We start from the raw sequence: 22838 nt of genomic DNA, 5'->3' as shown, positions 1-22838 counted from the left end.
AGGATGAAGCGACAACCAAACCAAAGACCGAGACGAGACAGAGGCGGCTGGCGCGCCTTCGCCTTGGGCATGGTGGGGATGTTCGTCGTTATCGCCGTCTGGATCGCCCTGTTCGAGAAGGGCGGCGACCCCAAGCTTGATGAGGTGCAACCGATCGGGCGGCCCATGGCCCAGGCCGATCAGGCGGAGACGCTCAGCGCCGACCCGCCTATTTCAGACTATAGGTAATGGTGGTCACCACCCGGACCTTCTTGTCGATGGAGCCGGACTCGTCGCCGCCTGAACCGTCGCGCGGCAGGATTTCGAACGAGCCCTGGGTCGCCTGACGGATCGGACCGAGAGGCGTGCCGGAATCTTTGGCGAACTGTTCTGCGCCGGTGCGCGCCGCCGCCGTGCCCTCGGCGATCATCTGGGGCCGGACGGCGTTCAGCTTGGTGAAGATATAGGACGGGCCCTGGAAGTCCTGCAGCACCACGCCCTGGCGCACGAGGTCGTTCAGTGCGCGGGTGGTGGCCTGGACGCGGGCGACGTCGCCGGTGCGGACGATGACCGTCTGGGCCAGGATGAAGCGGGGGCCGCCGTTCTGGACGCCGTATTCGCGCGAGCGGGTGTCGGCGACCTCCAGCCGACCCAGATCGACGGCGTCGGCCGGATAGCCCTGGGTCTTCAGAAACTGACGCACCAGGGCCAGGTCGCCGTCGATGCGCGCCTGGACCTCGGACAAGACCTCGCCCGAGGCGGTGAAGCGCAGCGGCAGAACGGCCAGATCCGCCTTCACCTCGCGTTCCGACAGACCGCGCACCGTTACGGTTCGGTCCCCGGCGCGGGCATGGATCACGCCCTGGCCGATCAGCGCGCCGGCCCCGATCAGGCCGACAGCCAGCAGGCCCCCGAAGGCGGCGGCGGGGATCAGGCGTTGGGTGTCCATGTCGGGCTCCTTTTGAAGGCCAATGCTACGCTTTCGGCCCGTGCTCCGCCACCCAGGACAGGGCCAGAAGACGGCAGGCGGAGGCGAGCGGCCGGCGACCACGATTCGCGTCGATATCGGCCAGAAGCTGAGCCTTGCTGAAGCCGCGCGCCGCAGCGATTCTGTCCAGAACGGCCCAGAATTCCGGCTCCAGCGCCACAGAGGTGGCGTGACCGGCCAGAACGACCGACCGTTTGGTCAGGCCGCTCATTGCGCGGGGCGTCGCCGATGCGCGGATGGGATCATGGGGCTGCTGCGCATGTCGGGTCTCCTGTGAAGCGCAGTTTGTCACACTCGGGCGCAACACGTGAGCGGCGTTCGAGACGGGACGATGATATGCGGGCGTCGCCCCTCGGAGCCTTGCATGAGTCGCCCCTTCACTGTTCTCGCCATCCTCGCCTGCGCCCTGATCTGGGGCACGACCTGGTTCGCCATCACCCTGCAGCTGGGCGTGGTGGATCCGATCGTGTCAATCGTCTGGCGGTTCGGGTTAGCGGCTGTCGTGCTGTTCGGTTTCTGCGCCGCGACGCGTCGGCCGCTGCGCCTGACGCGGGCCCAGCATATGGCCGCCGTAGGGCAGGGCGCGTTCGTCTTCGCCGTCAGCTACGGCTTTGTTTATGCGGCGGAAGAGCGGGTCGCATCTGCGGTCGTCGCCGTGATTTTCGCCGCCCTGGCCTTCGTCAACCTGGTGCTGTTTCGCCTTCTGGAAGGGCAGAAGGCGGCCGTCGGCGCCTGGCAGGGCGCGATCCTGGGGATATTCGGGGTGGCCGTGCTTTCGTTCGGACAGTTGTCGGGGGCGGGGGTATCGGCTGGGTCCGCGCCGGCGCTGGGGATTGTCTTCGCCCTGATCGCCGTTGTCGCTTCGGCCTTCGGCAACTGGTTCGCCTGGCGGGGACAACAGGCCGGAGCGCCGGTGATGGCCGCGACCGCCTGGGCCATGGCCTATGGCACGGCCATGCTGGCCATCTATGGATTTGCGACGGGCGTCGAATGGCGGATTGAGCCGACGCCCGCCTATGTCCTGTCGCTGCTGCACCTGTCGCTGTTCGGGTCGGTCATCGCCTTCGGCCTGTATTTCACCCTGGCGCGGCAGCGGGGCTTCGCCCTGGCCAGCTATATCTCCGCCCTGACGCCGCCGATCGCCGTCATCATGTCCGTCCTGTTCGAGGGCGCCCATGTCGGGGTGACCATGTTGATTGGGCTGGCCCTGGTGCTGGCTGGGCAGGTTTTGCTGATCCGGGCGCCGAAGACGGCGTGATTTCAATCCGTCGGCTTTTCGCCGTCCAGCTTTTCGCCGTCCAGCTTTTGGCCGTCGAGCAGACGAGCCGCCCGCGTCTGCTCGGTCTGAGCGGCCTTCTTCTGACCCTTGGTTCGGCCGTGGGCGATGCGGTTCGCCGCAGCTTGGGCCTTGTCGTCGGCCTTGGCGCGGACCTTACGGGCCCGGTTCAGGTTGATGATGTCGGCCATGGCTAGTCCTGAGGCGCCGCCGTCGCCGGCGTCTCTTTGGGCTTGAGAGCCTCGGGCACTTGGTCGGCCGGCAGTGTGGAAGGGGGAATGAAAGCGGGCGCGGATGCGGTCTGGTCCAGTCGGGTCCAGCCGTCGGCCGACCGCCCCCGTTCGCGTCCCAGGTCGAACAGCGCGGTCATGGTCTTCTGGTCGAACTTCAGGCTCGAGGCCTCGACATTGTCGGGGATGGCGGCCAGCGACAGGCTCATGCCGTTGCGCTGGGCAAAGGCCGCCGTCGTCGCCAGATGGGTGCGCAGCGAGGCCTTGCTCATACTGTCATAGCTGCGCATCAGGATGGCGGTCAGCCGGCCCGGCGTGACTCCGTCGTTGCGTCCCACCTGTCCGTTGACGACGACATAGAGCGCCCCGCCGCCCGGTTGGTCAGGGCCGCGGGTCCAGAGCGACAGGTTTTCGGGGATGGCCAGGAAGGGCGTGTTTACCCCGCCGTCGGCGTGCATCTCCATCACCACGGTTCGGTCGGGTTGAAGTCCGGCGATCAGCACCGGCGGAAAGACGCCGGGTATGCTGGCCGATGCGACCAGCACCTCCTTGAAAAGGGCGCGCGAATTGTCGTCGTTCTGGCTGGCCAGCAGGCCCATGTCCCAGATGACCGTCTCCTCGCTGTCCAGATTGGTGGTGGCGACCAGCAGGCGTCGGCCCTTGGCGTGTTCGCGGGCGATGGCCGCCAACAGGTCCGGCGTGACGTTGTCGTCCACCAGATCGCGCAGGGCGCCGGCGCTGAACAGGCTGGGGTAGAGGAAGATGGCCAAGCTTCTCCAACTGAGCAGGCTGCTGGCGCCGCCGTCGGTATAGGCGTGACCCAGTTGCGGGTCCCATTCGGACCCGGCGAAGGCGAAGGGGGCGGCGAGCGCTCCCGTGCTGACGCCAGTGACGATGTCGAACACCGGACGGTCGCCCCGTTCGGTCCAGCCGACGAGAACGCCCGCGCCATAGGCCCCGTTCGCGCCCCCTCCCGACAAGGCCAGGATCGACAAGTCATGGTTCTGGTTGAGTTGTGATCCGACCTCCTCGGTGAAGGCTTCCAGCCGGGCGTAGTCATTGGCGCGGATGCGGGGGTCCCGCGCTGGCGCCAGGGCGCCGTCGGCGAGGCGCAAAGGTCCGACGGGACGATCCAGGGTGCCGCAAGACGCGACCGACAGGGCCATGACGACGGCCAGCAGGCTGGAATAGATCCGTCTCATCCGATGCCTTCTCCGCCGATCCCAGGCTGCACTCATACCGCTCGAGTGAAGGGTCTGTCATCACCGGGAGACAACAGCAACAAGCGCTGCGGTTTGAAACCGTGCGACTCGACGAACGTTCGTTCAGGCGGAACAACAAACTCAAGGACAATCGCCATGGTCGACGCAACGCTCATCAAGGAACATCTGGAAGTCGTGGGATCGGACGGCGGTCATGTCGGTCGCGTGGACCATGTGCTCGGGGACCAGATCGAGCTGGCGAAGCTGGATATGGCGGGCGGGTTCAAGCACCACATGATCCCGGTCAGCTGGGTCGAACGGGTCGACGACAAACATGTCCACCTGAACCTGACCCAGGACGACGCCAAGTCGCGCTGGACCGAAAAGCCTCACTAGGCCGCAGGTTTCGGCGAATTAATGAAGGCTCCGCTGTCGCCGGCGGGGCCTTCGTTCTATCTGGAGGGCATTGTTCTCGGAGGGACGCGATGATCCGACTGATCCTGAATATCCTGTGGTTCATCTTCGGCGGCTGGTTGTCCGGCCTGCTGTGGCTGCTGGGCGGCGCGATCCTGGCCATCACCATCGTGGGCCTGCCCTGGACCTTCGCAGCGTGGCGGATCGCCAGCTATTCCTTCTGGCCTTTCGGACGTGAAGTCGTCTGGCGTGAGCCGGATGCGACCGCGCTGGGGGCGGGCTGCTTCGGCATTGGCCTGAACGTCATCTGGTTCGTGGTCGCCGGCTGGTATATCGCTTTGACGCACGTGCTGATCGCGGTCGCCGAGGCCATCACAATCATCGGCATTCCCTTCGCCCTGAAGGACCTGGAATTGGCCAAGCTGGCCCTGGCGCCGATCGGTCGGACGATCCGCGACAAGCCTTAGGTTCATTCGAGCTTGAGCAAGATATCCAGCATCATTTCACGCCGAAGCAAGAAGTTGCGCGTGACCTGGTAGTGGTCGGTGTCCTCGTATTCGATCCGTTCAAGGCCGTGCTCGGACACCTGATAAATCCAGGCGTTGGGATAACCGAGGAGGATCGGAGAGTGTGTCGCGATGATCAACTGAGACCGCGCCATGACAAGTTCATGAAGACGGCTGAGGAAGGATAACTGACGGCTGGGCGACAGGGCGGCTTCGGGTTCGTCAAGGATGTACAGGCCGTCGCCGATGAAGCGGTTGTCAAACAGGGCAAAGAAGGATTCGCCGTGCGACTGCTCATGCAGGCGACGGCCGCCATAGCGTTCGCCTCTGACCTCAGGGTGTTCCAGATAGCTGGCGACCGTGAAGAAGCTCTCGGCTCGCAGAAAAAAGCCGTCCTGAACTCGTTGCGGCGAGCGAACTGGCCGCACAAACCTGTGCAAAGGGGAATGGCTGTCGCGGGTGCCGAAACGGTGTTCGCGTCCGCCGCCTTCGGGATTAAACCCCCACGCGACCGCCAGCGCCTCAATCAGCGTGGATTTTCCCGAGCCGTTCTCACCGACCAGAAAGGTCACGTTCGGATGGAAGGCCAGCCGGTCGAGCGTGCGCACGACCGGCAGGTTGAAGGGATAGACGGAAGCGTCCCAGCCGTCGCGGCGCTCGAAAAGGGCCTCGATCCAGTAGGGACGCTCCAGGGCGGTCATCGCATCAGCCCGGCGAGATCATCTTCTCGGGGCGGACCGCTTCATCAAACTCGGCGTCGGTCAGATAGCCGCCGCCGACGGCTTCCTCGCGCAGGGTGGTGCCGTTCTTGTGCGCGGTCTTGGCGATCTTGGCGCAGATATCATAGCCCAGCTTGCCGTTCAGGGCCGTCACCAGCATCAGCGAGTTGTTCAGGCCGCGCGAGATGTTGTCTTCGCGGGCCTCGATGCCGACGACGCAGTTGTCGGTGAAGCTGATGGCCGCGTCGGCGACCAGGCGCACCGACTGCAGGAAGTTATAGGCCATGACGGGGTTGTAGACGTTCAGCTCGAAATGCCCCTGCGAGCCGGCGAACGTGAGCGCGGCGTTGTTGCCGAACACCTGGACGCAGACCTGGGTCAGGGCCTCGCACTGGGTCGGATTGACCTTGCCCGGCATGATCGACGAGCCGGGCTCGTTCTCCGGCAGGGCCAGTTCGCCCAGGCCCGAACGCGGACCGGAACCCAGGAAGCGGATATCGTTGGCGATCTTGAACAGCGAGGCGGCGACCGTGTTGATCGCGCCGTGGCTGAAGACCATGGCGTCATGGGCGGCCAGGGCCTCGAACTTGTTCGGCGCCGTGGTGAAGGCCAGGCCGGTGATTTCCGCGATCTGGGCCGCGACCTTTTCCGCAAAACCGATGGGGGCGTTCAGGCCGGTGCCGACGGCGGTGCCGCCCTGGGCCAGTTCCATCAGCTTGGGCAGGGTCTGTTCGATCCGCTCGATGCCGTTGGCGACCTGTTGCGCATAGCCGCCGAACTCCTGGCCCAGGGTCAGGGGGGTGGCGTCCTGGGTGTGGGTGCGGCCGATCTTGATGATGTGGGCCCAGGCCTTGGCCTTGGCGTCCAGGGCGGCGTGCAGGTGCTTCAGCGCCGGGATCAGGTCGTTGACCACCTGTTCTGCGCAGGCCACGTGCATGGCGGTCGGATAGGTGTCGTTCGACGACTGGCTCATGTTGACGTGATCGTTGGGGTGGACGGGCTTCTTGGAGCCCATCTCGCCGCCCAGGATCTCGATGGCGCGGTTCGAGATCACCTCGTTGGCGTTCATGTTCGACTGGGTGCCCGAACCCGTCTGCCAGACGACCAGGGGGAAGTGGTCGTTCAGCTTGCCTTCGATCACCTCGTTGGCGGCCTTGATGATGGCGTCGGCCAGGGCCGGATCCAGCTTGCCCAGGTCGCGGTTGGTCTCGGCGGCGGCGCGCTTGACGATGCCCAGAGCGCGCACGACCGGCAGGGGCTGCTTCTCCCAGCCGATCTTGAAGTTCCCCAGCGACCGCTGCGCCTGGGCGCCCCAGTAGCGATCAGCGGCGACCTCGATGGGGCCGAAGGTGTCGGTTTCGATGCGGACGTTGCTCATGCGCGGATCTCGTCTCAGACGTGGCGGTTGGTTGCGCGGCGGTGTAGCACGGCAGTCATGCAGGGCAAGAATAGCGCAGCCATCCTCCGACCAAAGGCGAACCCATGACGGCCGGCTGGATCGGAACAGGCAAGGTCCGCGCGCGGGAGGATGGGCAGGCGGTCGAGATCGTCATCGAAGGTCTGACCACCCAGGCCAAATACTACAAGCCCCTGGTCTATGAGTTCATGCGCAAAGAATGGGCGTCGCGCCCGTCCTGGGGCGATCATGTCGTCGAAATCCGCATGGAGCATGTCGGCGAACCGCCGTGGATGGACCTCGACAATTTGGCCAAGGCCCTGCTCGATTCCATCAAGGGCTATCTGTTCCACGACGACAGCCAGGTCGCCCGCCTACTGGTGGAGCGCCATGAAGGCGAGCGGGAGCGGATCACGATCCGATCCTATCCCCGGAAGGCCTGAACCTCAGGGTCGGCAGCAATAGTTGCAAAGTGGCACCGATCGCGGTCTGGGGCTCGGACGCGGGCGTCAGGCCCTCGGCCTGTTCGCGGGCGGCGACGCAGGCGGTTGTGGCGCGGGACAGGGCGATGAAGTCCGGCGCGGTCTTCAGGCTCTCCAGCACGCATTCGTCGAAATAGGGATAGGTCGCATCGGCGGCGCAGCCGAACGACGACCGGTCTCGGCGGGCTGCGGTCATCACCATGCGATTGGGCGCCTTCAATCCATCGACGAAGATTCCGGAGAAGCAGGCTGACAGCACGACCACCGTCGGGCGGTCGCCGCAGATCCTGCGCAGAACCGGAATCAGGCGTTCCGGCTCCAGGGTGGCTTCTGGACCGAAGACCAGGCCTTCGGGGGAGCCGTGCGAGGTGACGTAAAACAGGCAGCCGCGGGGCGCCCGTTGCGCCGCCTCGGCGAAACGACGCAGGCTGTCTTCCGCCTCGACGGGGTTGGGGACATCGGGTCGCAGGCTGACGCTGATCATGGCGTCAGGGTCGAAGCCGGCGCGCTGGAAAGCGGTCGTCAGGTCGCGCTGAGCGTTGTCGAAGGCGGCGATAGGGCGGCCGTCGCTGTCGCGCCAGTCGGCGGCGATCACCGCCGAGGCCCAGCCATCGAAACGGCTTTGGGCATGAGCCGCGCAGCCCAAGACCATCAGGCCCAGCACCGAGAGCGCCGCTATGAAACGAAACATCGCGTACCCCTCCGCCTTCGTCTGCTCCCAGAGCTTATCGCGAGGTGGCGAGGAGGGAAGGGCCTACTTTTTCCGGAACTGATCCAGCGACACGACCTTAGGGCCGTCCGAACCGGGCGTTGGGTCTTCGGGCGGCGTCGCTTCCTCGACGGCTTCGACGATCTCGGGCTCGTCGAACTGCAGCAGGAACTGGACGCTGGGATCGTAGAAGCGAGTGACCGCCGAATAGGGCATGGCCAGGGTGCGCGGCACGCCGCCGAAGCGCAGCTTGACCGAAAATCGGTCGGCCTCGACCTGCAGGTCTTCGTACTGGTGCTGCAGCACCACCGTCATCTCGTCCGGGTATTTGGCCAGCATGTCCGGGGGGATGCTGACGCCGGCGGCCCGGGTCTTGAAGGTGATGTAGAAGTGGTGTGCGCCGGGCAGGCCTTCGGCCAGAACATGTTCGAGCGCAGAACGGATCACGCCGCGCAGCGCTTCATGCGCCAGCCGCTCGTACTGCATCTCGTCGACCGGAGGGGCCTGGTCGGTCATCGTCACCTCGCAATTGAGCGCGACTGATAGCGGCGCAGGCGCGCGCGCGAAAGATGCGAAAGAGGTAAACGCACAGGATATGAAGGATTAAGCGCCGGGATTCTGTTGCCAGGCTCCCGACAGGCCCCGCCCAAGGATCTGAACCCCTAGGACTTAAGGTTCGAAATCACCCGAACCGCATTACGCGGCGAGAGCGACTTCTCCAGCGAAGTTATCGTTCGCAGTTAGAAAATGGCCCGATACGGTGGGCCAGGACGAGCGAAAGCAATCCTCTTTACACGTCCGTCGATGCTAGTCGGCCCCATGACGCCTCCGCCGATAACGCGGGGAAGAGAATGGTGGAGCCGCCGGGAATCGCACCCGGGTCCGGTCCGCTTATTACAAGCGCGTTTATCGCTATAGTCCGGCCGAAACCGGACCCTCGGAATATAGGTCTATACACGTCTCATTCCAAGGGGATCGAGTTGGATCGCTGAAAAGAACCGTTTCTGAGATCAACCGCCAGAAGCGTTCGGCAACTGGGGTGCGGTCTGATTGTCCAGTCGTTCGCGCATGTCGCGGCTCTGCTCGCGCATGGCTGTGCGTTGCGACTCGGTCATGCAAACGCGCTGGCGACGGTTCGACCCGACCACGCTTTCCGTGCGGCAGATCAACCGATCTCCCGGTTTAACGGCGTCAGGCAGGGAGCCCGGCGCGGTGACCGCCACAGAGCTGTTGGGCGTGACCTGGACGACCCGAGGGGCGGGGGCCTCTTGCAGCAGGGCAGCGGCGATAAAGGCCACAGTGAAAGACATGGGAACCTCCAAAATAGGAGGACATGTTACCTCAGAGTTGCACAGACGAAAGTACTTTTCGCCATGTCGGCGTTTGGTTCCTGAACCACGTCAGCTGGCGCTTGGCGTAGTTGCGGGTGGCCTGTTTCAGAGCGTTCGTGGCCTCGTCCAATGTGCGAAGCCCGGCAATGTGTTCCGCGAGTTCTCGAACGCCTACAGCCTTCATCGCGGGGAGTGCTGAGGGCAGGTTCCGTCTGGCCAAGGCTCGAACTTCGTCCAGCGCTCCCTGGTCCATCATTTGGTCTACCCGAAGGTCGCAGTTGTCATACAGCGCGCGTCGATCCGGCTCGATCACCAGGCCGGACCAGGAATTTGGTTTTAGCAGGGGGTGGGTTTGCGCCTTCCACTCCGTCAATGATCGGCCACTGGCGTAAAAAACGCTCATGGCGCGAACGAGGCGCTGGCGGTCGCCTTGTTCGATGGCGCCTGCCGACTGCGGATCGATCTCCGCCAGATGTGCGCGAAAGGCCGTTTCGCCTTGCATCGCATAATCCGCCTCGACCTTGTCGCGCACGGCTGCGGGAACGGGTGGAATATCCGCCAACCCCCGCGTCAGGGCCATAAAATACAGTCCGGTTCCGCCCACGAGGATGGCTGGGCGCTTCTCCGTCCGGAGTTCGTCGAGGACGGCGAGGGCGGTGCGGCTCCATTTGCCGACCGACCAAGCTTCGGACGCGTCGGCGACGCCATACAGACGGTGGTCCGCCTGGGTCTCTTCGTCAGGCGATGGCCGGGCGGTGAGGACTCGCAGGTCAGCGTACAACTGCTGACTATCAGCGTTGATGATCACGGCGCCGGTCTTGCGCGCCATCTTCAACGCCAGGGCCGATTTGCCCGAGGCGGTGGGGCCGGCGATCAGGGTGACTAATGGCGGCTGGGACAAATCGAGGCTCGCGGGCGGCATCCATGGGCGATAGAACGCGCCCCTTATCGCCTGCAAGTCCTGTGGAGACCGTCTTGGTCGAACGTTCCGTCGTCATCGCCGCGCTAGACGCAGTCAAAGACCCGGTTTCCGGGCAGGGGCTGATCGCGTCCGGCCTCGTTCAAGGGCTGGTGGTTGCTGATGATCGGGCCGGTTTTGCACTGGAAGTCGATCGCAGTCTGGTCGCAACCTATGCGCCTGTCCGTGACGCCGCGGAGGCGGCGCTTAAGGCCGTGCCCGGTATGAACCGGGTGTCGGTGATCCTGACGGCCGAGGCTAAACCCGGGCTCAGCAAGCCGGCGCCGCGCACCGCCGGTCTTTCGAAGGCCGCTGTGGATCAGGGGCGCGCCAAGGCGCCGGTCCCGACCGACCGTCCAGCCCATGTTCGTCGCGTCCTGGCCGTGGCCAGCGGCAAGGGCGGGGTGGGCAAGTCCACGGTCGCGGTGAACCTAGCGGCAGCCCTGGCGGCGCGCGGCCTGTCGGTCGGGATACTGGACGCAGACGTCTATGGTCCGTCGCTGCCGACCATGCTGGGGATCAGCGGCCAGCCCGCCTATGAGGACGGCGCCATTGTTCCGCACGTCGCCCATGGAATGAAGGCCATGTCGGTCGGCCTGCTGACCAAGATGGACGACGCCATGATCTGGCGCGGGCCGATGGCGTCGCAGGCGATCACGCAGATGCTGACCCAGACCCGTTGGGGCACGGCCGAGGCGCCGCTGGATGTCTTGGTCGTTGATCTGCCCCCCGGCACCGGCGACGTCCAACTGACCTTGATCCAGAAGACGCCGCTGGACGGCGCCGTCATCGTCTCGACGCCGCAGGAAGTGGCTCTTGCCGATGCGCGGCGGGCGCACACGCTGTTCCAGCGGGTCAATGTGCCGACCCTCGGTCTGATCGAGAACATGACCGGCCCGGTGTTCGGACAGGGCGGAGCCAAGACGGAGGCGGACCGTCTGTCCATTCCCTTCCTGGGAGACCTGCCGCTGGACGCCGCGCTGCGCGAGGGCGGTGATGCGGGTCTGCCCGTTGTGGCGGACGACCCGGGTGGCGAAATCGCTGTCCGGTTCGCCGCGATAGCCGATCAGGTGGCGGTCGCCCTGCGGCTGTAGAAACTTCACGGCAGGGGGTTTTCAAACGCAACTGTATTCGCCACCTTGGGTCTTACCGATACCCGAGGAGATCCGATGACTGTCGACGCCCTGTTTCGTCCCTTCACCATCAAGGGGCTGACCCTGCCCAACCGCATTGTCATGGCCCCCATGACGCGGTCCTTCTCTCCCAACGGCATCCCGACCTCTGATGTGGCCGGCTATTATCGTCGCAGGGCGGAAGGCGGGGTGGGGCTGATCGTCACCGAGGGCACGGTGGTGGAGCGGCCCGCCGCCCGTAATGACGCCAATGTCCCGGTCTTTCACGGTGACGCCCTGCCGCAATGGAAGGCGGTGGTGGACGAGGTGCACGCCGCCGGCGGGCTGATCGCGCCGCAGATCTGGCATGTCGGATCGGCGCGGGGGCAGGGCGAGGCCTGGTCGCCGCTGGGCAAGGTCGACAGTCCGTCGGGCCTGACGGCGCCGGGCAAGGCCAAGTATGAGCCGATGACGGAAGAGGACGTCGCCGACACTATCGCTGCGTTCGGTCGCTCTGCGCGCGCGGCGCGGGAGCTGGGCTTTGACGCCGTCGAAATCCACGGCGCCCACGGCTATTTGATCGACCAGTTCTTCTGGGGCGGGGTCAATGTGCGCGAGGACCGCTGGGGCGGGCCGACCATCGCCGAGCGGGCTCGTTTCGGCGCCGAGGTGGTCAAGGCGGTGCGTGAAGGCGTGGGCGACGACATCCCCGTCATCCTGCGCCTGTCGCAATGGAAGCAGCAGGACTTCACCGCCCGGATCGCCGAGACGCCGGACCAGATGGTCGAATGGCTGACGCCCCTGTCGGACGCCGGAGTGGACGTCTTCCACTGCTCGCAACGCCGCTTCTGGGAGCCGGAGTTCGAAGGTTCGGACCTGAACTTCGCCGGCTGGACCAAGAAGCTGATGAACAAGCCGACCATCACGGTCGGCTCAGTGGGCCTGGACGGCGAGTTTATCGCAGCCTTTGGCGGCGAGGGCTCCAAACCCGCGTCACTCGACGGCTTGCTGCGCCGGCTGGAGAACGAAGAGTTCGATCTGGTCGCCGTGGGTCGCGCCCTATTGGCTGATCCGCAGTGGGCGGCCAAGATCCGCGAGGGACGCACCGACGAACTTCAGAACTTCGAACGTTCGGCCCTGATGAGCCTGTCCTGACCTGATGAGTCGAGCCGGTCCGGTCTCTGCGGAGGTCAGGCCGGCTCGACGATCACGCCCGTGCCGTAGCACAGTACCTCGGTCACGCCGGGCATGATCTCGGTGGCGTCGTAGCGAACGGCCAGGATGGCGTTGGCGCCGTGGGCCTCGGCGTGTTTGACCAGTTCGTCATAGGCTTCCTGACGCCCGGCCTCGGCCAGTTTGACATAGGCGCCGACCCGGCCGCCCAGCATCGACTGGACCCCGCCGATGGCGTCGGAGATTGCGTTGCGCGAGCGCACCGTCACGCCGCGCACCAGGCCGATATGGCGGGTGACGCGGAAACCGGGCAGGTCGTTGGTGGTCGTGACGTACATCGACTTCTCCTAGCGGCGTTCCAGCACCCGGAAGGTGAAGGCGTGATCGTCCTTCTCGCCCGCCTGGTGTGATTCCGACGATACCTCGACCCAGGCCGTTTCGTCGAATGCCGGAAAGACGGCGTCGCCCTCGGGCGAGGCCTCGACCTCGGTGATGTAGAGGCGTTTGGCGCGCGGCAGGACGGCTTCGAACACGGCGGTGCCGCCGATGACGCAGATTTCGTCCACCCCGTCCTCCTCGGCCGTTTCGCGCCCGATCTCTATGGCCTCGTCCAGAGTGGCGCAGACCAGGGCGCCCTTGGACATGCCGTCGGCCTCATAGGACTCGTCCTTGGTCAGCACCAGGTTCAGGCGACCGGGCAGGGGCTTCAGCGGCAGGCTTTCCCAGGTCTTGCGGCCCATCAGGCAGGGCTTGCCCACGGTGATGGCCTTGAACCGCTGAAGGTCCGAACGAAGCCGCCAGGGCAGATCGCCGTCGCGACCGATGACGCCGTTGCGTCCGCGCGCGACGACCAGGGAGATCAGGGGAATGCTCATGGCGTGTCTTCCGTCTGGGGTTCGAGCCATTTGAGCCATTTGCGCCGCATGGCCGTTTCCAGATCAACGCCTGCGCCCGCGCAATAGATCAGCAGCATGCCCAGAACGTCGGCCGCTTCGTCGCTCAAGGCGTTAGCGTCCGGCGTGCCGCGCGCCCGTCCGGACAGACGCAGATGCTCTGCCGTCAGCTCTCCCAGCTCTTCCTGGAGCTTCAGCAGAGCCCAGTCGCGGTCGCGGTCGATCTGGTGTTCGGCGGCGTAGATGTCTGAGATGCGCAGGACGGCGGCCTGCAGCGACTTGAGGTCCATCAAACGGCCACTGCGGCCTTGATGTGCGGCCAGGCCTCGTAACCCTCGAGCGTGAAGTCCGACAGTTCGAAGGCGAACAGGTCGGTCTTAGGCGCGATGTGCATGACGGGCAGGGGCAGGGGCTCGCGCGTCAGCTGGAGCTCGGCCTGTTCCAGGTGGTTCAGGTACAGGTGGGCGTCGCCGAAGGTGTGGACGAAGTCGCCAGGCTCGAGCCCGACCACCTGGGCCAGCATCAGGGTCAGCAGGGCGTAGGAGGCGATGTTGAACGGCACGCCGAGGAAGACGTCGGCGCTGCGCTGGTACAGCTGGCAGCTCAGCTTACCGTCCGCGACAAAGAACTGGAACAGGCAGTGGCAGGGCGGCAGGGCCATGTCGTCGACGTCGGCCGGGTTCCAGGCGGTGACGATGTGGCGGCGGCTGTTGGGGTTGGTCTTCAGGCCGTGGACCAGTTTCTCGATCTGATCGATGACCCGGCCGTCAGGCGCGGTCCAGGACCGCCACTGCTTGCCATAGACCGGACCCAGTTCGCCCTCGGCGTCGGCCCATTCATCCCAGATACGGACGCCGTTGTCCTTCAGCCAGCCGATATTGGTTTCGCCGCGCAGGAACCACAGCAGTTCGACGATGATCGAGCGCAGGTGCAGTTTCTTGGTCGTCAGGACCGGGAAGCCCTTGGACAGGTCGAACCGCATCTGACGGCCGAAGACGCCCAGCGTTCCGGTTCCGGTGCGATCGTCGCGGCGCACGCCATTGTCCAGAATGTCGCGCAGCAGGTTCAGATACTGCCGCTCGGGATGATCTGCGGCGGCTGCGGCCGTTCGGGCCTGGAGTTCGACGGTGGCGACCTGAGCGTTCATGGCGAGAGCTTGCCTCAGATTGAGTGATTCGAAACGCGGAACCCGCGGCGGCGCGGACGGCGTCCACAGAAAACGAAACGGTTCGCTCTCGATGGGACTGCCGTCAGGCCTCCAGCAGGCGAAGCAGCAGGGGGTGGGCCAGGACGGGCGCCGCCAGGCGCACCACGGCCTGCGGATCCTCCAGGCGAACCGCCGCCGTGGCGTCGGCGATGATGAAGTCGGCGTGGGTGCGCGACGGCTCGGTCAGGCGTTCGTGGCCGGGTCGCACGGTGGCGAGATACTGGGCCACGACCGAATCCGCTGACCGCCCGCGCTCGGACTGATCGCGCAGCAGGCGGCGGATGAAGCGGATGTCTGCGGGGGTGTCCACGAAGACCCGGATGTCGAACAGGGCGGTCAGATCGGCGGTGCAGAGCACATGAGTCCCCTCAACGATCACCACCTCGGCCGCCGGGATCGGTTCGCCGCCCGGTTCGCGCCCGTGGTGGATGAAGGAATAGAGGGGCGCGGTCACCGAACGACCGGCCTTGAGTTCCTTCAGATCTGTGATCATCAGGTCATGGTCGCGGGCGGCCACATCGTCGAAATCGAAGGTCGCGGCGTCGAAACCGGGCAGGCTGGCGGCGTCCCTGTAGTAGGAGTCCTCGCGCACCAGCACAGCCTTGCCTTCAGGCAGGGCCGAGACGAGCGCCTCCGCCAGGGTGCTCTTGCCGGAGCCGGAGCCCCCCGTGATCGCGATCAATATGGCCATGGGCCGCCTTCTAGGGCGCCGGGCGTCTCAGCGCCACGGGAGACGATCCGTCGCGCGAGGATGACGTTGCGTTACGTTGCTTATCGCTGATCACCGATGATAGCGTCTGTTCAAGCGTCGCAGCCAAGCAGACGCACCAAGGGACAAGGAAGACGCACCATGCTGGGCTTGATGCAGGACTGGCCGCTGACGGTCGACAAGATCATCGATCATGCGAAGAACTGGCATGGCGACCGCGAGGTCGTCACCCGCTCGGTCGAGGGCCCCATTGTCCGCACGACCTACGGCCAGATCCACGACCGCGCCAAGCGGGTGTCCAACGCGCTGAAGGCGTGGGGCATACAGCCGGGCGACCGGGTCGCCACCCTGGCGTGGAACACAGATCGCCATATCGAGACCTGGTATGGCGTCATGGGCATGGGCGCGGTCTGCCACACCCTGAACCCGCGCCTTTTCCCGGAACAGCTCGTCTATATCATCAACCACGCCGAGGACCGGGTCATCTTCACCGACCTGACCTTCGTGCCGTTGCTGGAAGCCATCCTGCCGCATATCCCCAAGGTCGAGCGCGTCATCATCATGACCGACGACGCCCATATGCCGCAAACGCCGTTGCCGCGTGCGGAATCCTATGAACGGATCGTGGCGGAGCAGTCGGCGGATGTCGTGTGGGGCGCCTTTGACGAGAACACGGCCTGCGGCCTCTGCTACACCTCGGGCACGACGGGCAATCCCAAAGGCGTTCTGTATTCGCACCGCTCGAACTTCCTGCACACCTTCATGGCGCTCCAGTCCTCGGTGGTCGGCGGCAAGACCAGCGACGTCATCCTGCCGGTCGTGCCGATGTTCCACGCAAACGCCTGGGGCATCGCCTTCGTCGGCCCCGCATCGGGTTGCAAGCTGGTGATGCCGGGCGCCCGGATGGACGGCGAGGCCCTGTACGAACTCCTCGAGACCGAGGGGGTCACCTTCTCCGCCGCCGTGCCGACGGTCTGGCAGGGGTTGCTGGCCCATATGCGTCAGAACGGACTGAAGCTGTCGACCGTCAACCGGGTGCTGATCGGCGGTTCGGCCGTGCCGGAGAGCCTGATCCGCGCCTTCCATGACGACTATGGCATCGAGGTGCTTCAGGGCTGGGGCATGACCGAGACCTCGCCCATCGGCACCCTGTCGAACATGACGCCCGAGACGGCGGCTTTGCCGTTCGAGGAGCAACTGAAATACCGCACCAAACAGGGGACGCCGCCGCTGGGGATCGAGCTGACGCTGAAGGATGACGCGGGCCGCGAACTGCCGCACGACGGGGCCACCTTCGGCCATCTGATGGTCAAGGGGCCGACCGTGGCTCGTGGCTATTTCCGCGAGGAAGGTTCGATCCTGGACGCCGGCGGCTTCTTCGACACCGGCGACGTGGCGACGGTGGACGAACTGGGCTTCATGCAGATCACCGACCGGTCCAAGGATGTCATCAAGTCCGGCGGCGAATGGATCAGCTCCATCGAGATCGAGAACATCGCCGTGGGCCACCCCAAGGTCGAATTGGCCGCCGTGATCGGCGCGGCCCACGCCAAATGGGATGAACGCCCGGTTTTGCTGGTCAAGCTGAAGGACGGCGAGGCGCTGGACAAGCAGGAGCATCTCGATTTCCTGCAGGGCAAGATCGCCAAATGGTGGATGCCGGACGACGTGGTGGCCGTGGATGAGATTCCGCTGGGAGCCACGGGGAAGATCGACAAGAAGCTTCTGCGCGAGCGGATGAAGGACTACCGTCTGCCGGACATCCAACCCGCCTGATCCCATGGAGCGTCGATGCCGTCGGCCAAGCCTGTTCCCGCGCTGATCCCCTGGCTGACCGCGCTGACGGCGGCGCCGCTGGTTCTGGTGGTGGCGGCGATGGCCGCGACCCTGTTCGGCGGGGTGGATCGGGCGATCACCTATGATCTGCTGACCTGGAAAGTGGGGCAGGGACTGGCCTGGGTCGGGTGCATCGCGGCCCTGGTCGTGGCGGTCCTGACGTTCCGTAATTTCGAGCGGCGTTGGATCTACGCCGCGATCGCCCTGATCCTGGCTGGCGCGACCCTGGGCGTCTTCCTGTATCAGGGCCAACGCTTGGCAGAACCGACCCCGCGTGACATCAGCACCCATGCCGCCGAACCTCCGACCTATCGCCGACTTGAGGCTCTGCATCCTGACGCCTCGGGTGTGACGGGGCCGGAAACCTGCCCTGCCGCCCGTTCGATCCCGACCCAGGTCCTGGCGCAACAGGCGGTTTCGGCCCTGGTGGACGCGGGCTTCCCCGTGGTTCGGGCCGCCACCTTCGAGGTAGAAGGCGTTCATGAAGGCGCTTGGTTCGGTTTCGCCTATGACGCCGTGATTCGAATCCGGCCCGGCCGCACCGATATCCGCGTCGCCGCGCGCGATCCGCGACCTGATGGCGGCGCGACCTGTCGCCTGATGGGCAAGATCGTTGCCGCGCTCGAAGAGGAAGTCCGTTAGGCGGGACGAAATTCGGCGTGGAGTCCAGGTTCGCCGGCGACCGTCGCCGCGCCGTCTTCCAGCAGCTTGATCAGGTGAGCCAGGACTGACAGCGACGCCGCCGGCCAAAGCCGTTGGTCCACTGCCGCATAGAGGGCCGGGACCATCTGGGCTGCTGTGCGGTCGCCGGCCATAAGCCGTTCCGTCACCTGGGCCTCCCGCTCCAGCCGGTGCGCCCGATAGGCGGCCAGGAAGGGCGCTGGATCCGTTACGGGTGCACCGTGCGTCGGCCACAAGGTCGCAAAATCCCGGACGATCACGACGTCCAGGCTGGCCATATAGTCCCGCATATTCCCGTCCGGCGGCGCCACGACGCTGGTCGCCCACCCCATGACGTGATCGCCGCTGAACAGGGCGTTTTCCTCTTTCAGAGCGAACGCCATATGGTTCGAGGCGTGACCGGGCGTGAAGATCGCCTCCATCGTCCAGCCGTCGCCTTCGATCAACTCGCCGCCAGAGAGCAAGACGTCGGGCGCGAACCCAGCGTCCTCGTCTTCGTCCAAGGCGCCTGAGGCGTGGGTCTCGCGCGCCGGCGGTCGCGCCGCCAGAATCTTAGCGCCTGTTCGCTCGGCGAAGGGGCGGGCGAGGGGGGCATGATCGCGGTGGGTGTGGGTCACCAGAACATGGCTGATCGTCCGCCCTTCGACCGCCGCCAGCAAGGCGCTCAGATGCGAACCGTCGAGTGGTCCGGGGTCGATCACCGCGATAGTTGCTCCCGCCTCCGGCCGGCCCACGATGTAGGTCCCCGTTCCCGTGAAGGTGAAGGGCCCCGGATTTTCAGCGATCACCCGCTGCACAAGCGGGGAGACCTGGTCCCGACGCCCATAGGCGAACTCGAAATCACGGACGAAAGGAATCACGGTCGATGGCTCCGAAGCTGGCCTGCGCCTTGCCTTAACGCCTCGGTAACCTCTGTCGGAGCGCCGGTCATGGCCCGTTCTATCGCCTTTGCTGTCTCAAATCGGCTCCAGCCCGTCGTCGCGGCCCTAATCTGTCTCATGGCGGCGCAACTCATCATCGCCTCCTGCACCCCGGAGCCGGCGCCGTACGCAAGTCGAGTGGCGATCCAGCGCTGATTGATTACTGCCGCCGAACGCGAACCGCGCGACTGTTTCCGACCGTCAACATATAGCTGCCGAGAGACGCCCGGCGGACGCGCACAGCCTCTCCCGCACGGCTTCTGAAGCGGACATCGCCAGAGTCGATCTGCCGCCACTCCGATCCGTCCGCCAATCTGAAGATCCATTTGCCCTCGCCGGAATGTGTGGCGGAGGACAGTGTTGTCTCGACCGCCTCGAGAACCGGTTCAGGCGCTACATTAGGTCGGCCTGCGAACGGATTGGCGATCTCAAATCCGAAGAGCTGGCGATTCGTCTCACGAACCTGTGCCCTATCAAGCACGACCACTTCACCCGCACGTTCGGCGGCGTCAAAGGCCGCCACTGCTCGATCAAAACAGGCGAGACGCTCTGCGTCCGTCGTGATCGAGCGACATCTAGCGACCTCGCTGAGGCTCCCCGCGCGGCTCAATTCCTGATTTTGGGCGGCTGCGGCATTGCCGATCAAACAAACCGGCGCCGTCAAAATCGCCAAAAAAGCCCCAATTGATCGCATTTTCGAACCTCAAATTGCGGCCCATTTCGAACAAAACGTTCGAAGCGTGCTTCCTGCGTGAAGGATTTTGCATTCTCTCACCGGTCGTGTCCATGGCGTGGCTGATTTGCGACAGTCCTGCCACAATGGCGCTACGGATATGCAATTCTCATGGCGGTCCGGCGAAAGGCGGGTCAACACTCGGTTGTTCGTGTCGTGTTGGAAGCGACAAGACACGAGGAATTTTATGTCTTCGCGCCCGTTGGGCCGATGCGACTTGAACCTTGGAGGGGTATCCACGTGAGAGCACAGAACCAGCGTAGGCGTCTGCTAGCGTCAACCATGATCGCGGGCTTCGCCGCAATCGGGATGGCGGCCCCGGCAATGGCTCAATCAACCGAGGAGAGCGCGTCGGTTTCGGAGATCGTCGTCACGGGTTCTCGTATCCGTCAGGCGAACCTGGTCACGACCAGTCCGGTGACCCAGGTTACGGCTGAGGATGTTCGTGAATCGGGCGTGAGCCGCGTCGAAGATCTGGTCACCCAACTGCCCCAGGCCTTCGCCGCCCAGAACTCGACCGTGTCGAACGGCGCCTCCGGCACGGCGACGGTATCGCTGCGCAACCTCGGCTCGACCCGCACCCTGGTCCTGATCGACGGCAAGCGGATGCCATATGGTTCGCCGTTGGACGCGGCGGCCGACCTCAACCAGATTCCGGCCCAGTTGGTCGAACGTGTCGAAGTCCTGACCGGCGGCGCCTCCGCCGTCTATGGTTCGGACGCGATCGCCGGCGTCGTCAACTTCATCATGAAGAAGGACTTCGAAGGTCTCGAGATCACCGCCCAGTACGGCCAATATCTGCATCACAACGATTACGACGGCCCGGGCAACCTGCGTTCCGTGATCGCTGGACGCGCCGCCACCAACCCGGCGCAGTTCCAACTGCCCGACGACGATGTTCAGACCGGCTTCAGCCGTGAGATCACCGCCGTCATGGGGGTCAGCTCGCCTGACGGTAAGGGCAACATCACGGCCTATGCCGGCTATCGTAAGAACAACAAGGTGCTCGGGCGCGACTATGATTACGCGTCGTGCTCGCTCGGTGGACAAAACGCGGCGGGCGACAGCTTCACCTGCGGCGGTTCCGGCACTTCATATCCGGGGCAGTTCACCGACTTCGCCAACTACGCCTACACGCTGGACGCCAACAATGACTTCGTCCCGTACGTCGGATCGCGCGACGCCTATAACTTCGGCCCGCTGAACTATTATCAGCGCCCCGACGAGCGTTACAATCTGGGCGCCTTCGCGCACTATCAAGTCAACGATAAGATCGAGGCCTTCGCCCAGCTGATGTTCAACGACTATCAGTCGGTGGCTCAGATTGCGCCGTCGGGCAACTTCGGCAACACCGCCACGATCAACTGCGACAACCCGCTGATGTCGACCCAACAACGGGGTCTGATCTGCGAAAGTGATCTGGTCGCTGACATCATCGACGATCCGGACACTACCGACAACGAGGTTCAGGACTTCATCGACGGCGTGATCGCCGGCGGCGGCACGTCCGCAGATGCCCTGGCTCAGATCGCTGCTGCGGCCGGGGTGCAATCTTGCACCGGTACCGGAGCCAATCTGATCGATCCTTGCCCGCTGTATATCCTGCGGCGCAATGTCGAAGGCGGCGGTCGCCAATCCCATCTGAACTATGAGTCCTATCGCGGCGTCATCGGGATTCGCGGCGAGCTGGACGCCGCCTGGAGCTATGAGGTTTCGGCCCAGTACTCCAAGGTGCGACTGGCCCAAATCTATCGTAATGAGTTCTCGGTCTCCCGTCTGACGCGCGCCCTCGACGTTATCGATGTCGATGGCGTTGCTACCTGTCGGTCGGCCGCGTCGCTCGCTCAAGGGGGCACAGGCACGGACCCGAACTGTGTGCCCTACAATCTCTTCCGTCGCGATGGCGTGACCCAGGAGGCCCTGGACTATGTGCAGGTGCCGCTGGTCATGTCCGGCTACACCGAGCAGCAGGTCGTGACGGCGTCGGTCACCGGCGATCTGACCGACAAGGGCCTTGTTTCGCCCTGGGCCGAAAGCGGCCTGAAGCTGGCCCTGGGCATGGAATACCGTCGTGACGCCCTGGACCTGACCACCGACGTGACCTACTCGACCGGCGACGGCGCGGGTCAAGGCGGCGCCACCATCGGCCTCGGCGGAGCGAACTCGACCTACGACCTGTTCGGCGAATTCCAACTGCCGATCGTCGAAGGCATGCCCTTCGCGGAATCGATCACGGTCGACGGTGCTTATCGCGCTTCCGATTATACGCTGGGTGGCAAGACGGACACCTGGAAACTGGGTCTCGACTACGCGCCGGTTTCGGACATTCGGTTCCGCGCCAGCTATCAGCAAGCGACGCGCGCGCCGAACGTCATCGACCTGTTTACGGCGCAGGGATTTAGCCTGTTCGACCTGGATGACGATCCCTGCGACTTCACTGACCCGGGCGAAGATGGGACCGCTTCGTCGAGCGCCTGTATCGGTTCGAATTCCTGGCAAGTCACAGCTGCTCAAGCGAACAACGGCTTTTTGACCAGCCCTGCCGGCCAATACAACTTCCTACAGGGCGGCAGCCCCGAACTGAACCCGGAAGATTCCGAAACCACGACCTTCGGCATCGTCTTCACGCCCAGCTTCCTGCCGGGCTTCAACATGTCGGTCGATTATTTCGATATCGAGATCACCAATCTGATCTCTTCGATCGGCGCCGCCAATACGCTGAACGCCTGCTACACGGGCGGTCTGCAACAGGCGTGCGAACTGATCCAGCGGAACGACAACGGCTCGCTGTGGTCCGGTGACGGCGTGGTGGTCGATCTGAACACCAACATCGGTGGTTTGAAGACTTCAGGCATCGACGTTAACGCCGGCTACAACATCGACCTCGCCGACTTCGGCGCGGCCAGCTTCGGCACCCTTGGCTTCTCCTTCACCGGCACCTGGCTGGAAAGCCTGGAGACCGACACCGGCCTGGGCTTCGCCAACTCGGTGTTCGACTGCGCCGGCAAGTTCGGCAACACCTGCGCTGCCAACAACATCGCCGCTTCGCCCGAGTGGCGTCACCGCGCCTCGGTGTCCTGGGGTACGCCGTGGGATGGCGTCAATCTGGGCGCGACGTGGCGTTACATCTCCGCAGTCGATATTGACTCCGGCGTCACCACCCGTCTGGACAGCACTCTGGAAGAGCAGCACTACCTCGACCTCAACGGGTCGTGGCAGCTGCAAGACAACGTCACCCTGCGGGGCGGCGTCAACAATGTGCTCGATAACGATCCGCCGCTGTCCTACTCGGTCGGCACCACGGGTAACAACAATACCTATCCGCAAGTCTATGATGCGATGGGCCGTTACGCCTTCATCAGCGTGACCGCGAGCTTCTAAACC

General features: G+C 64.7%; 27 protein-coding genes and 1 other RNA gene. 10 read left to right on the top strand and 18 right to left on the bottom strand.

Features of this window, described 5'->3' with window-relative positions; all coding sequences use genetic code 11:
* The first annotated feature begins 3 nt into the window (after positions 1-3).
* The gene (locus ACW17X_RS03905; RefSeq protein ID WP_492099749.1) at positions 4-228 is read left to right on the top strand and encodes a hypothetical protein; all 225 of its coding nucleotides are present in this window, start codon (positions 4-6) and stop codon (positions 226-228) included.
* Here the strand turns inward: ACW17X_RS03905 and ACW17X_RS03900 are convergent.
* Both ACW17X_RS03900 and ACW17X_RS03895 read right to left on the bottom strand, forming a co-directional pair.
* Positions 209-928 carry an SIMPL domain-containing protein gene (locus ACW17X_RS03900; protein ID WP_492099748.1) on the bottom strand — a complete coding sequence of 240 codons (720 nt, stop codon included), beginning with the start codon at positions 926-928 and terminating at the stop codon, positions 209-211. The two genes, ACW17X_RS03905 and ACW17X_RS03900, sit on opposite strands and share 20 nt — an antisense overlap.
* 25 nt (positions 929-953) lie before the next feature.
* Positions 954-1178, bottom strand: coding sequence for a ribbon-helix-helix domain-containing protein (locus ACW17X_RS03895; protein WP_492099747.1), 225 nt, complete (start codon positions 1176-1178; stop codon positions 954-956).
* Between the two features lie 153 nt (positions 1179-1331).
* Between ACW17X_RS03895 and ACW17X_RS03890 the strand changes: the two genes are divergently transcribed.
* A complete protein-coding gene (locus tag ACW17X_RS03890; protein ID WP_492099746.1) occupies positions 1332-2225 on the top strand; it encodes a DMT family transporter in 894 nt (297 codons plus the stop codon).
* Between the two features lie 2 nt (positions 2226-2227).
* Here ACW17X_RS03890 and ACW17X_RS03885 read toward each other — a convergent pair whose 3' ends face one another.
* A complete protein-coding gene (locus tag ACW17X_RS03885; RefSeq protein WP_492099745.1) occupies positions 2228-2434 on the bottom strand; it encodes a DUF4169 family protein in 207 nt (68 codons plus the stop codon).
* 2 nt (positions 2435-2436) lie between these two features.
* Positions 2437-3675 (bottom strand): patatin-like phospholipase family protein, encoded by a 1239-nt coding sequence (locus tag ACW17X_RS03880; RefSeq protein WP_492099744.1) that lies wholly within the window; start codon positions 3673-3675, stop codon positions 2437-2439.
* Positions 3676-3831: 156 nt separating this feature from the next.
* On the opposite strand from ACW17X_RS03880, the gene ACW17X_RS03875 reads away from it, so the two are divergent.
* Both ACW17X_RS03875 and ACW17X_RS03870 read left to right on the top strand, forming a co-directional pair.
* A complete protein-coding gene (locus ACW17X_RS03875) occupies positions 3832-4071 on the top strand; it encodes a DUF2171 domain-containing protein (protein WP_492086831.1) in 240 nt (79 codons plus the stop codon).
* Positions 4072-4160: 89 nt separating this feature from the next.
* On the top strand, positions 4161-4556 hold the full coding sequence (locus ACW17X_RS03870; protein WP_492099743.1) for a YccF domain-containing protein: 396 nt from the start codon (positions 4161-4163) through the stop codon (positions 4554-4556).
* A gap of 2 nt (positions 4557-4558) precedes the next feature.
* Here ACW17X_RS03870 and ACW17X_RS03865 read toward each other — a convergent pair whose 3' ends face one another.
* Complete coding sequence (locus ACW17X_RS03865) at positions 4559-5296, bottom strand: AAA family ATPase (RefSeq protein ID WP_492099742.1); 738 nt, start codon at positions 5294-5296, stop codon at positions 4559-4561.
* A gap of 4 nt (positions 5297-5300) precedes the next feature.
* The gene (gene fumC / locus ACW17X_RS03860) at positions 5301-6692 is read right to left on the bottom strand and encodes a class II fumarate hydratase (RefSeq protein ID WP_492099741.1); all 1392 of its coding nucleotides are present in this window, start codon (positions 6690-6692) and stop codon (positions 5301-5303) included.
* A 104-nt stretch (positions 6693-6796) separates the two neighbouring features.
* Here fumC and ACW17X_RS03855 point away from each other — a divergent pair, with 104 nt between their 5' ends.
* Positions 6797-7153 carry a RusA family crossover junction endodeoxyribonuclease gene (locus ACW17X_RS03855; protein WP_271165975.1) on the top strand — a complete coding sequence of 119 codons (357 nt, stop codon included), beginning with the start codon at positions 6797-6799 and terminating at the stop codon, positions 7151-7153.
* Here the strand turns inward: ACW17X_RS03855 and ACW17X_RS03850 are convergent.
* From ACW17X_RS03850 to miaA, 5 genes are all read right to left on the bottom strand, one after another.
* On the bottom strand, positions 7122-7883 hold the full coding sequence (locus tag ACW17X_RS03850; protein WP_492099740.1) for a C13 family peptidase: 762 nt from the start codon (positions 7881-7883) through the stop codon (positions 7122-7124). The genes ACW17X_RS03855 and ACW17X_RS03850 overlap by 32 nt on opposite strands.
* 63 nt (positions 7884-7946) lie before the next feature.
* Positions 7947-8417: an SspB family protein gene (locus ACW17X_RS03845; RefSeq protein WP_492099739.1), complete on the bottom strand. Its 471-nt coding sequence runs from the start codon at positions 8415-8417 to the stop codon at positions 7947-7949.
* A gap of 90 nt (positions 8418-8507) precedes the next feature.
* Positions 8508-8875: a transfer-messenger RNA gene (ssrA, locus tag ACW17X_RS03840) on the bottom strand.
* Positions 8876-8911: 36 nt separating this feature from the next.
* The gene (locus tag ACW17X_RS03835) at positions 8912-9211 is read right to left on the bottom strand and encodes a hypothetical protein (protein ID WP_492099738.1); all 300 of its coding nucleotides are present in this window, start codon (positions 9209-9211) and stop codon (positions 8912-8914) included.
* 31 nt (positions 9212-9242) lie between these two features.
* On the bottom strand, positions 9243-10154 hold the full coding sequence (gene miaA, locus ACW17X_RS03830; RefSeq protein WP_492099737.1) for a tRNA (adenosine(37)-N6)-dimethylallyltransferase MiaA: 912 nt from the start codon (positions 10152-10154) through the stop codon (positions 9243-9245).
* Between the two features lie 53 nt (positions 10155-10207).
* Here miaA and ACW17X_RS03825 point away from each other — a divergent pair, with 53 nt between their 5' ends.
* Together ACW17X_RS03825 and ACW17X_RS03820 are read left to right on the top strand one after the other, a co-directional pair.
* Positions 10208-11284, top strand: coding sequence for an Mrp/NBP35 family ATP-binding protein (locus tag ACW17X_RS03825; protein ID WP_492099736.1), 1077 nt, complete (start codon positions 10208-10210; stop codon positions 11282-11284).
* 75 nt (positions 11285-11359) lie between these two features.
* A complete protein-coding gene (locus ACW17X_RS03820) occupies positions 11360-12457 on the top strand; it encodes an NADH:flavin oxidoreductase (protein ID WP_492099735.1) in 1098 nt (365 codons plus the stop codon).
* A gap of 35 nt (positions 12458-12492) precedes the next feature.
* Here ACW17X_RS03820 and ACW17X_RS03815 read toward each other — a convergent pair whose 3' ends face one another.
* The 5 genes from ACW17X_RS03815 to udk form a co-directional block, all read right to left on the bottom strand.
* The gene (locus ACW17X_RS03815) at positions 12493-12813 is read right to left on the bottom strand and encodes a YbjQ family protein (RefSeq protein ID WP_159851431.1); all 321 of its coding nucleotides are present in this window, start codon (positions 12811-12813) and stop codon (positions 12493-12495) included.
* Between the two features lie 9 nt (positions 12814-12822).
* On the bottom strand, positions 12823-13350 hold the full coding sequence (locus ACW17X_RS03810; RefSeq protein ID WP_492099734.1) for a dihydrofolate reductase: 528 nt from the start codon (positions 13348-13350) through the stop codon (positions 12823-12825).
* On the bottom strand, positions 13347-13658 hold the full coding sequence (locus ACW17X_RS03805; protein ID WP_492099733.1) for a phosphoribosyl-ATP pyrophosphohydrolase: 312 nt from the start codon (positions 13656-13658) through the stop codon (positions 13347-13349). The genes ACW17X_RS03810 and ACW17X_RS03805 overlap by 4 nt, the downstream gene beginning before the upstream one ends.
* Positions 13658-14515 carry a thymidylate synthase gene (locus tag ACW17X_RS03800; protein WP_492099732.1) on the bottom strand — a complete coding sequence of 286 codons (858 nt, stop codon included), beginning with the start codon at positions 14513-14515 and terminating at the stop codon, positions 13658-13660. Before ACW17X_RS03800 ends, ACW17X_RS03805 begins: the two co-directional genes overlap by 1 nt.
* Before the next feature lie 103 nt (positions 14516-14618).
* A complete protein-coding gene (gene udk / locus ACW17X_RS03795; RefSeq protein WP_492099731.1) occupies positions 14619-15266 on the bottom strand; it encodes a uridine kinase in 648 nt (215 codons plus the stop codon).
* Positions 15267-15425: 159 nt separating this feature from the next.
* Here udk and ACW17X_RS03790 point away from each other — a divergent pair, with 159 nt between their 5' ends.
* Both ACW17X_RS03790 and ACW17X_RS03785 read left to right on the top strand, forming a co-directional pair.
* Positions 15426-17060: a long-chain-fatty-acid--CoA ligase gene (locus tag ACW17X_RS03790; protein WP_492099730.1), complete on the top strand. Its 1635-nt coding sequence runs from the start codon at positions 15426-15428 to the stop codon at positions 17058-17060.
* 15 nt (positions 17061-17075) lie between these two features.
* Positions 17076-17762 carry a DUF1499 domain-containing protein gene (locus ACW17X_RS03785; RefSeq protein ID WP_492099729.1) on the top strand — a complete coding sequence of 229 codons (687 nt, stop codon included), beginning with the start codon at positions 17076-17078 and terminating at the stop codon, positions 17760-17762.
* Here ACW17X_RS03785 and ACW17X_RS03780 read toward each other — a convergent pair.
* Together ACW17X_RS03780 and ACW17X_RS03775 are read right to left on the bottom strand one after the other, a co-directional pair.
* Positions 17759-18661 carry an MBL fold metallo-hydrolase gene (locus ACW17X_RS03780; protein WP_492099728.1) on the bottom strand — a complete coding sequence of 301 codons (903 nt, stop codon included), beginning with the start codon at positions 18659-18661 and terminating at the stop codon, positions 17759-17761. The two genes, ACW17X_RS03785 and ACW17X_RS03780, sit on opposite strands and share 4 nt — an antisense overlap.
* A 220-nt stretch (positions 18662-18881) precedes the next feature.
* Positions 18882-19394, bottom strand: coding sequence for a hypothetical protein (locus ACW17X_RS03775; protein WP_492099727.1), 513 nt, complete (start codon positions 19392-19394; stop codon positions 18882-18884).
* A gap of 384 nt (positions 19395-19778) precedes the next feature.
* On the opposite strand from ACW17X_RS03775, the gene ACW17X_RS03770 reads away from it, so the two are divergent.
* The gene (locus ACW17X_RS03770) at positions 19779-22835 is read left to right on the top strand and encodes a TonB-dependent receptor domain-containing protein (RefSeq protein WP_492099726.1); all 3057 of its coding nucleotides are present in this window, start codon (positions 19779-19781) and stop codon (positions 22833-22835) included.
* Positions 22836-22838 lie beyond the last annotated feature (3 nt).

Source organism: Brevundimonas sp. FV1ye4L, assembly GCF_058681255.1.
Note: the sequence above shows the minus strand (reverse complement) of the source record. Positions and strands in the feature narration are given on the sequence as shown.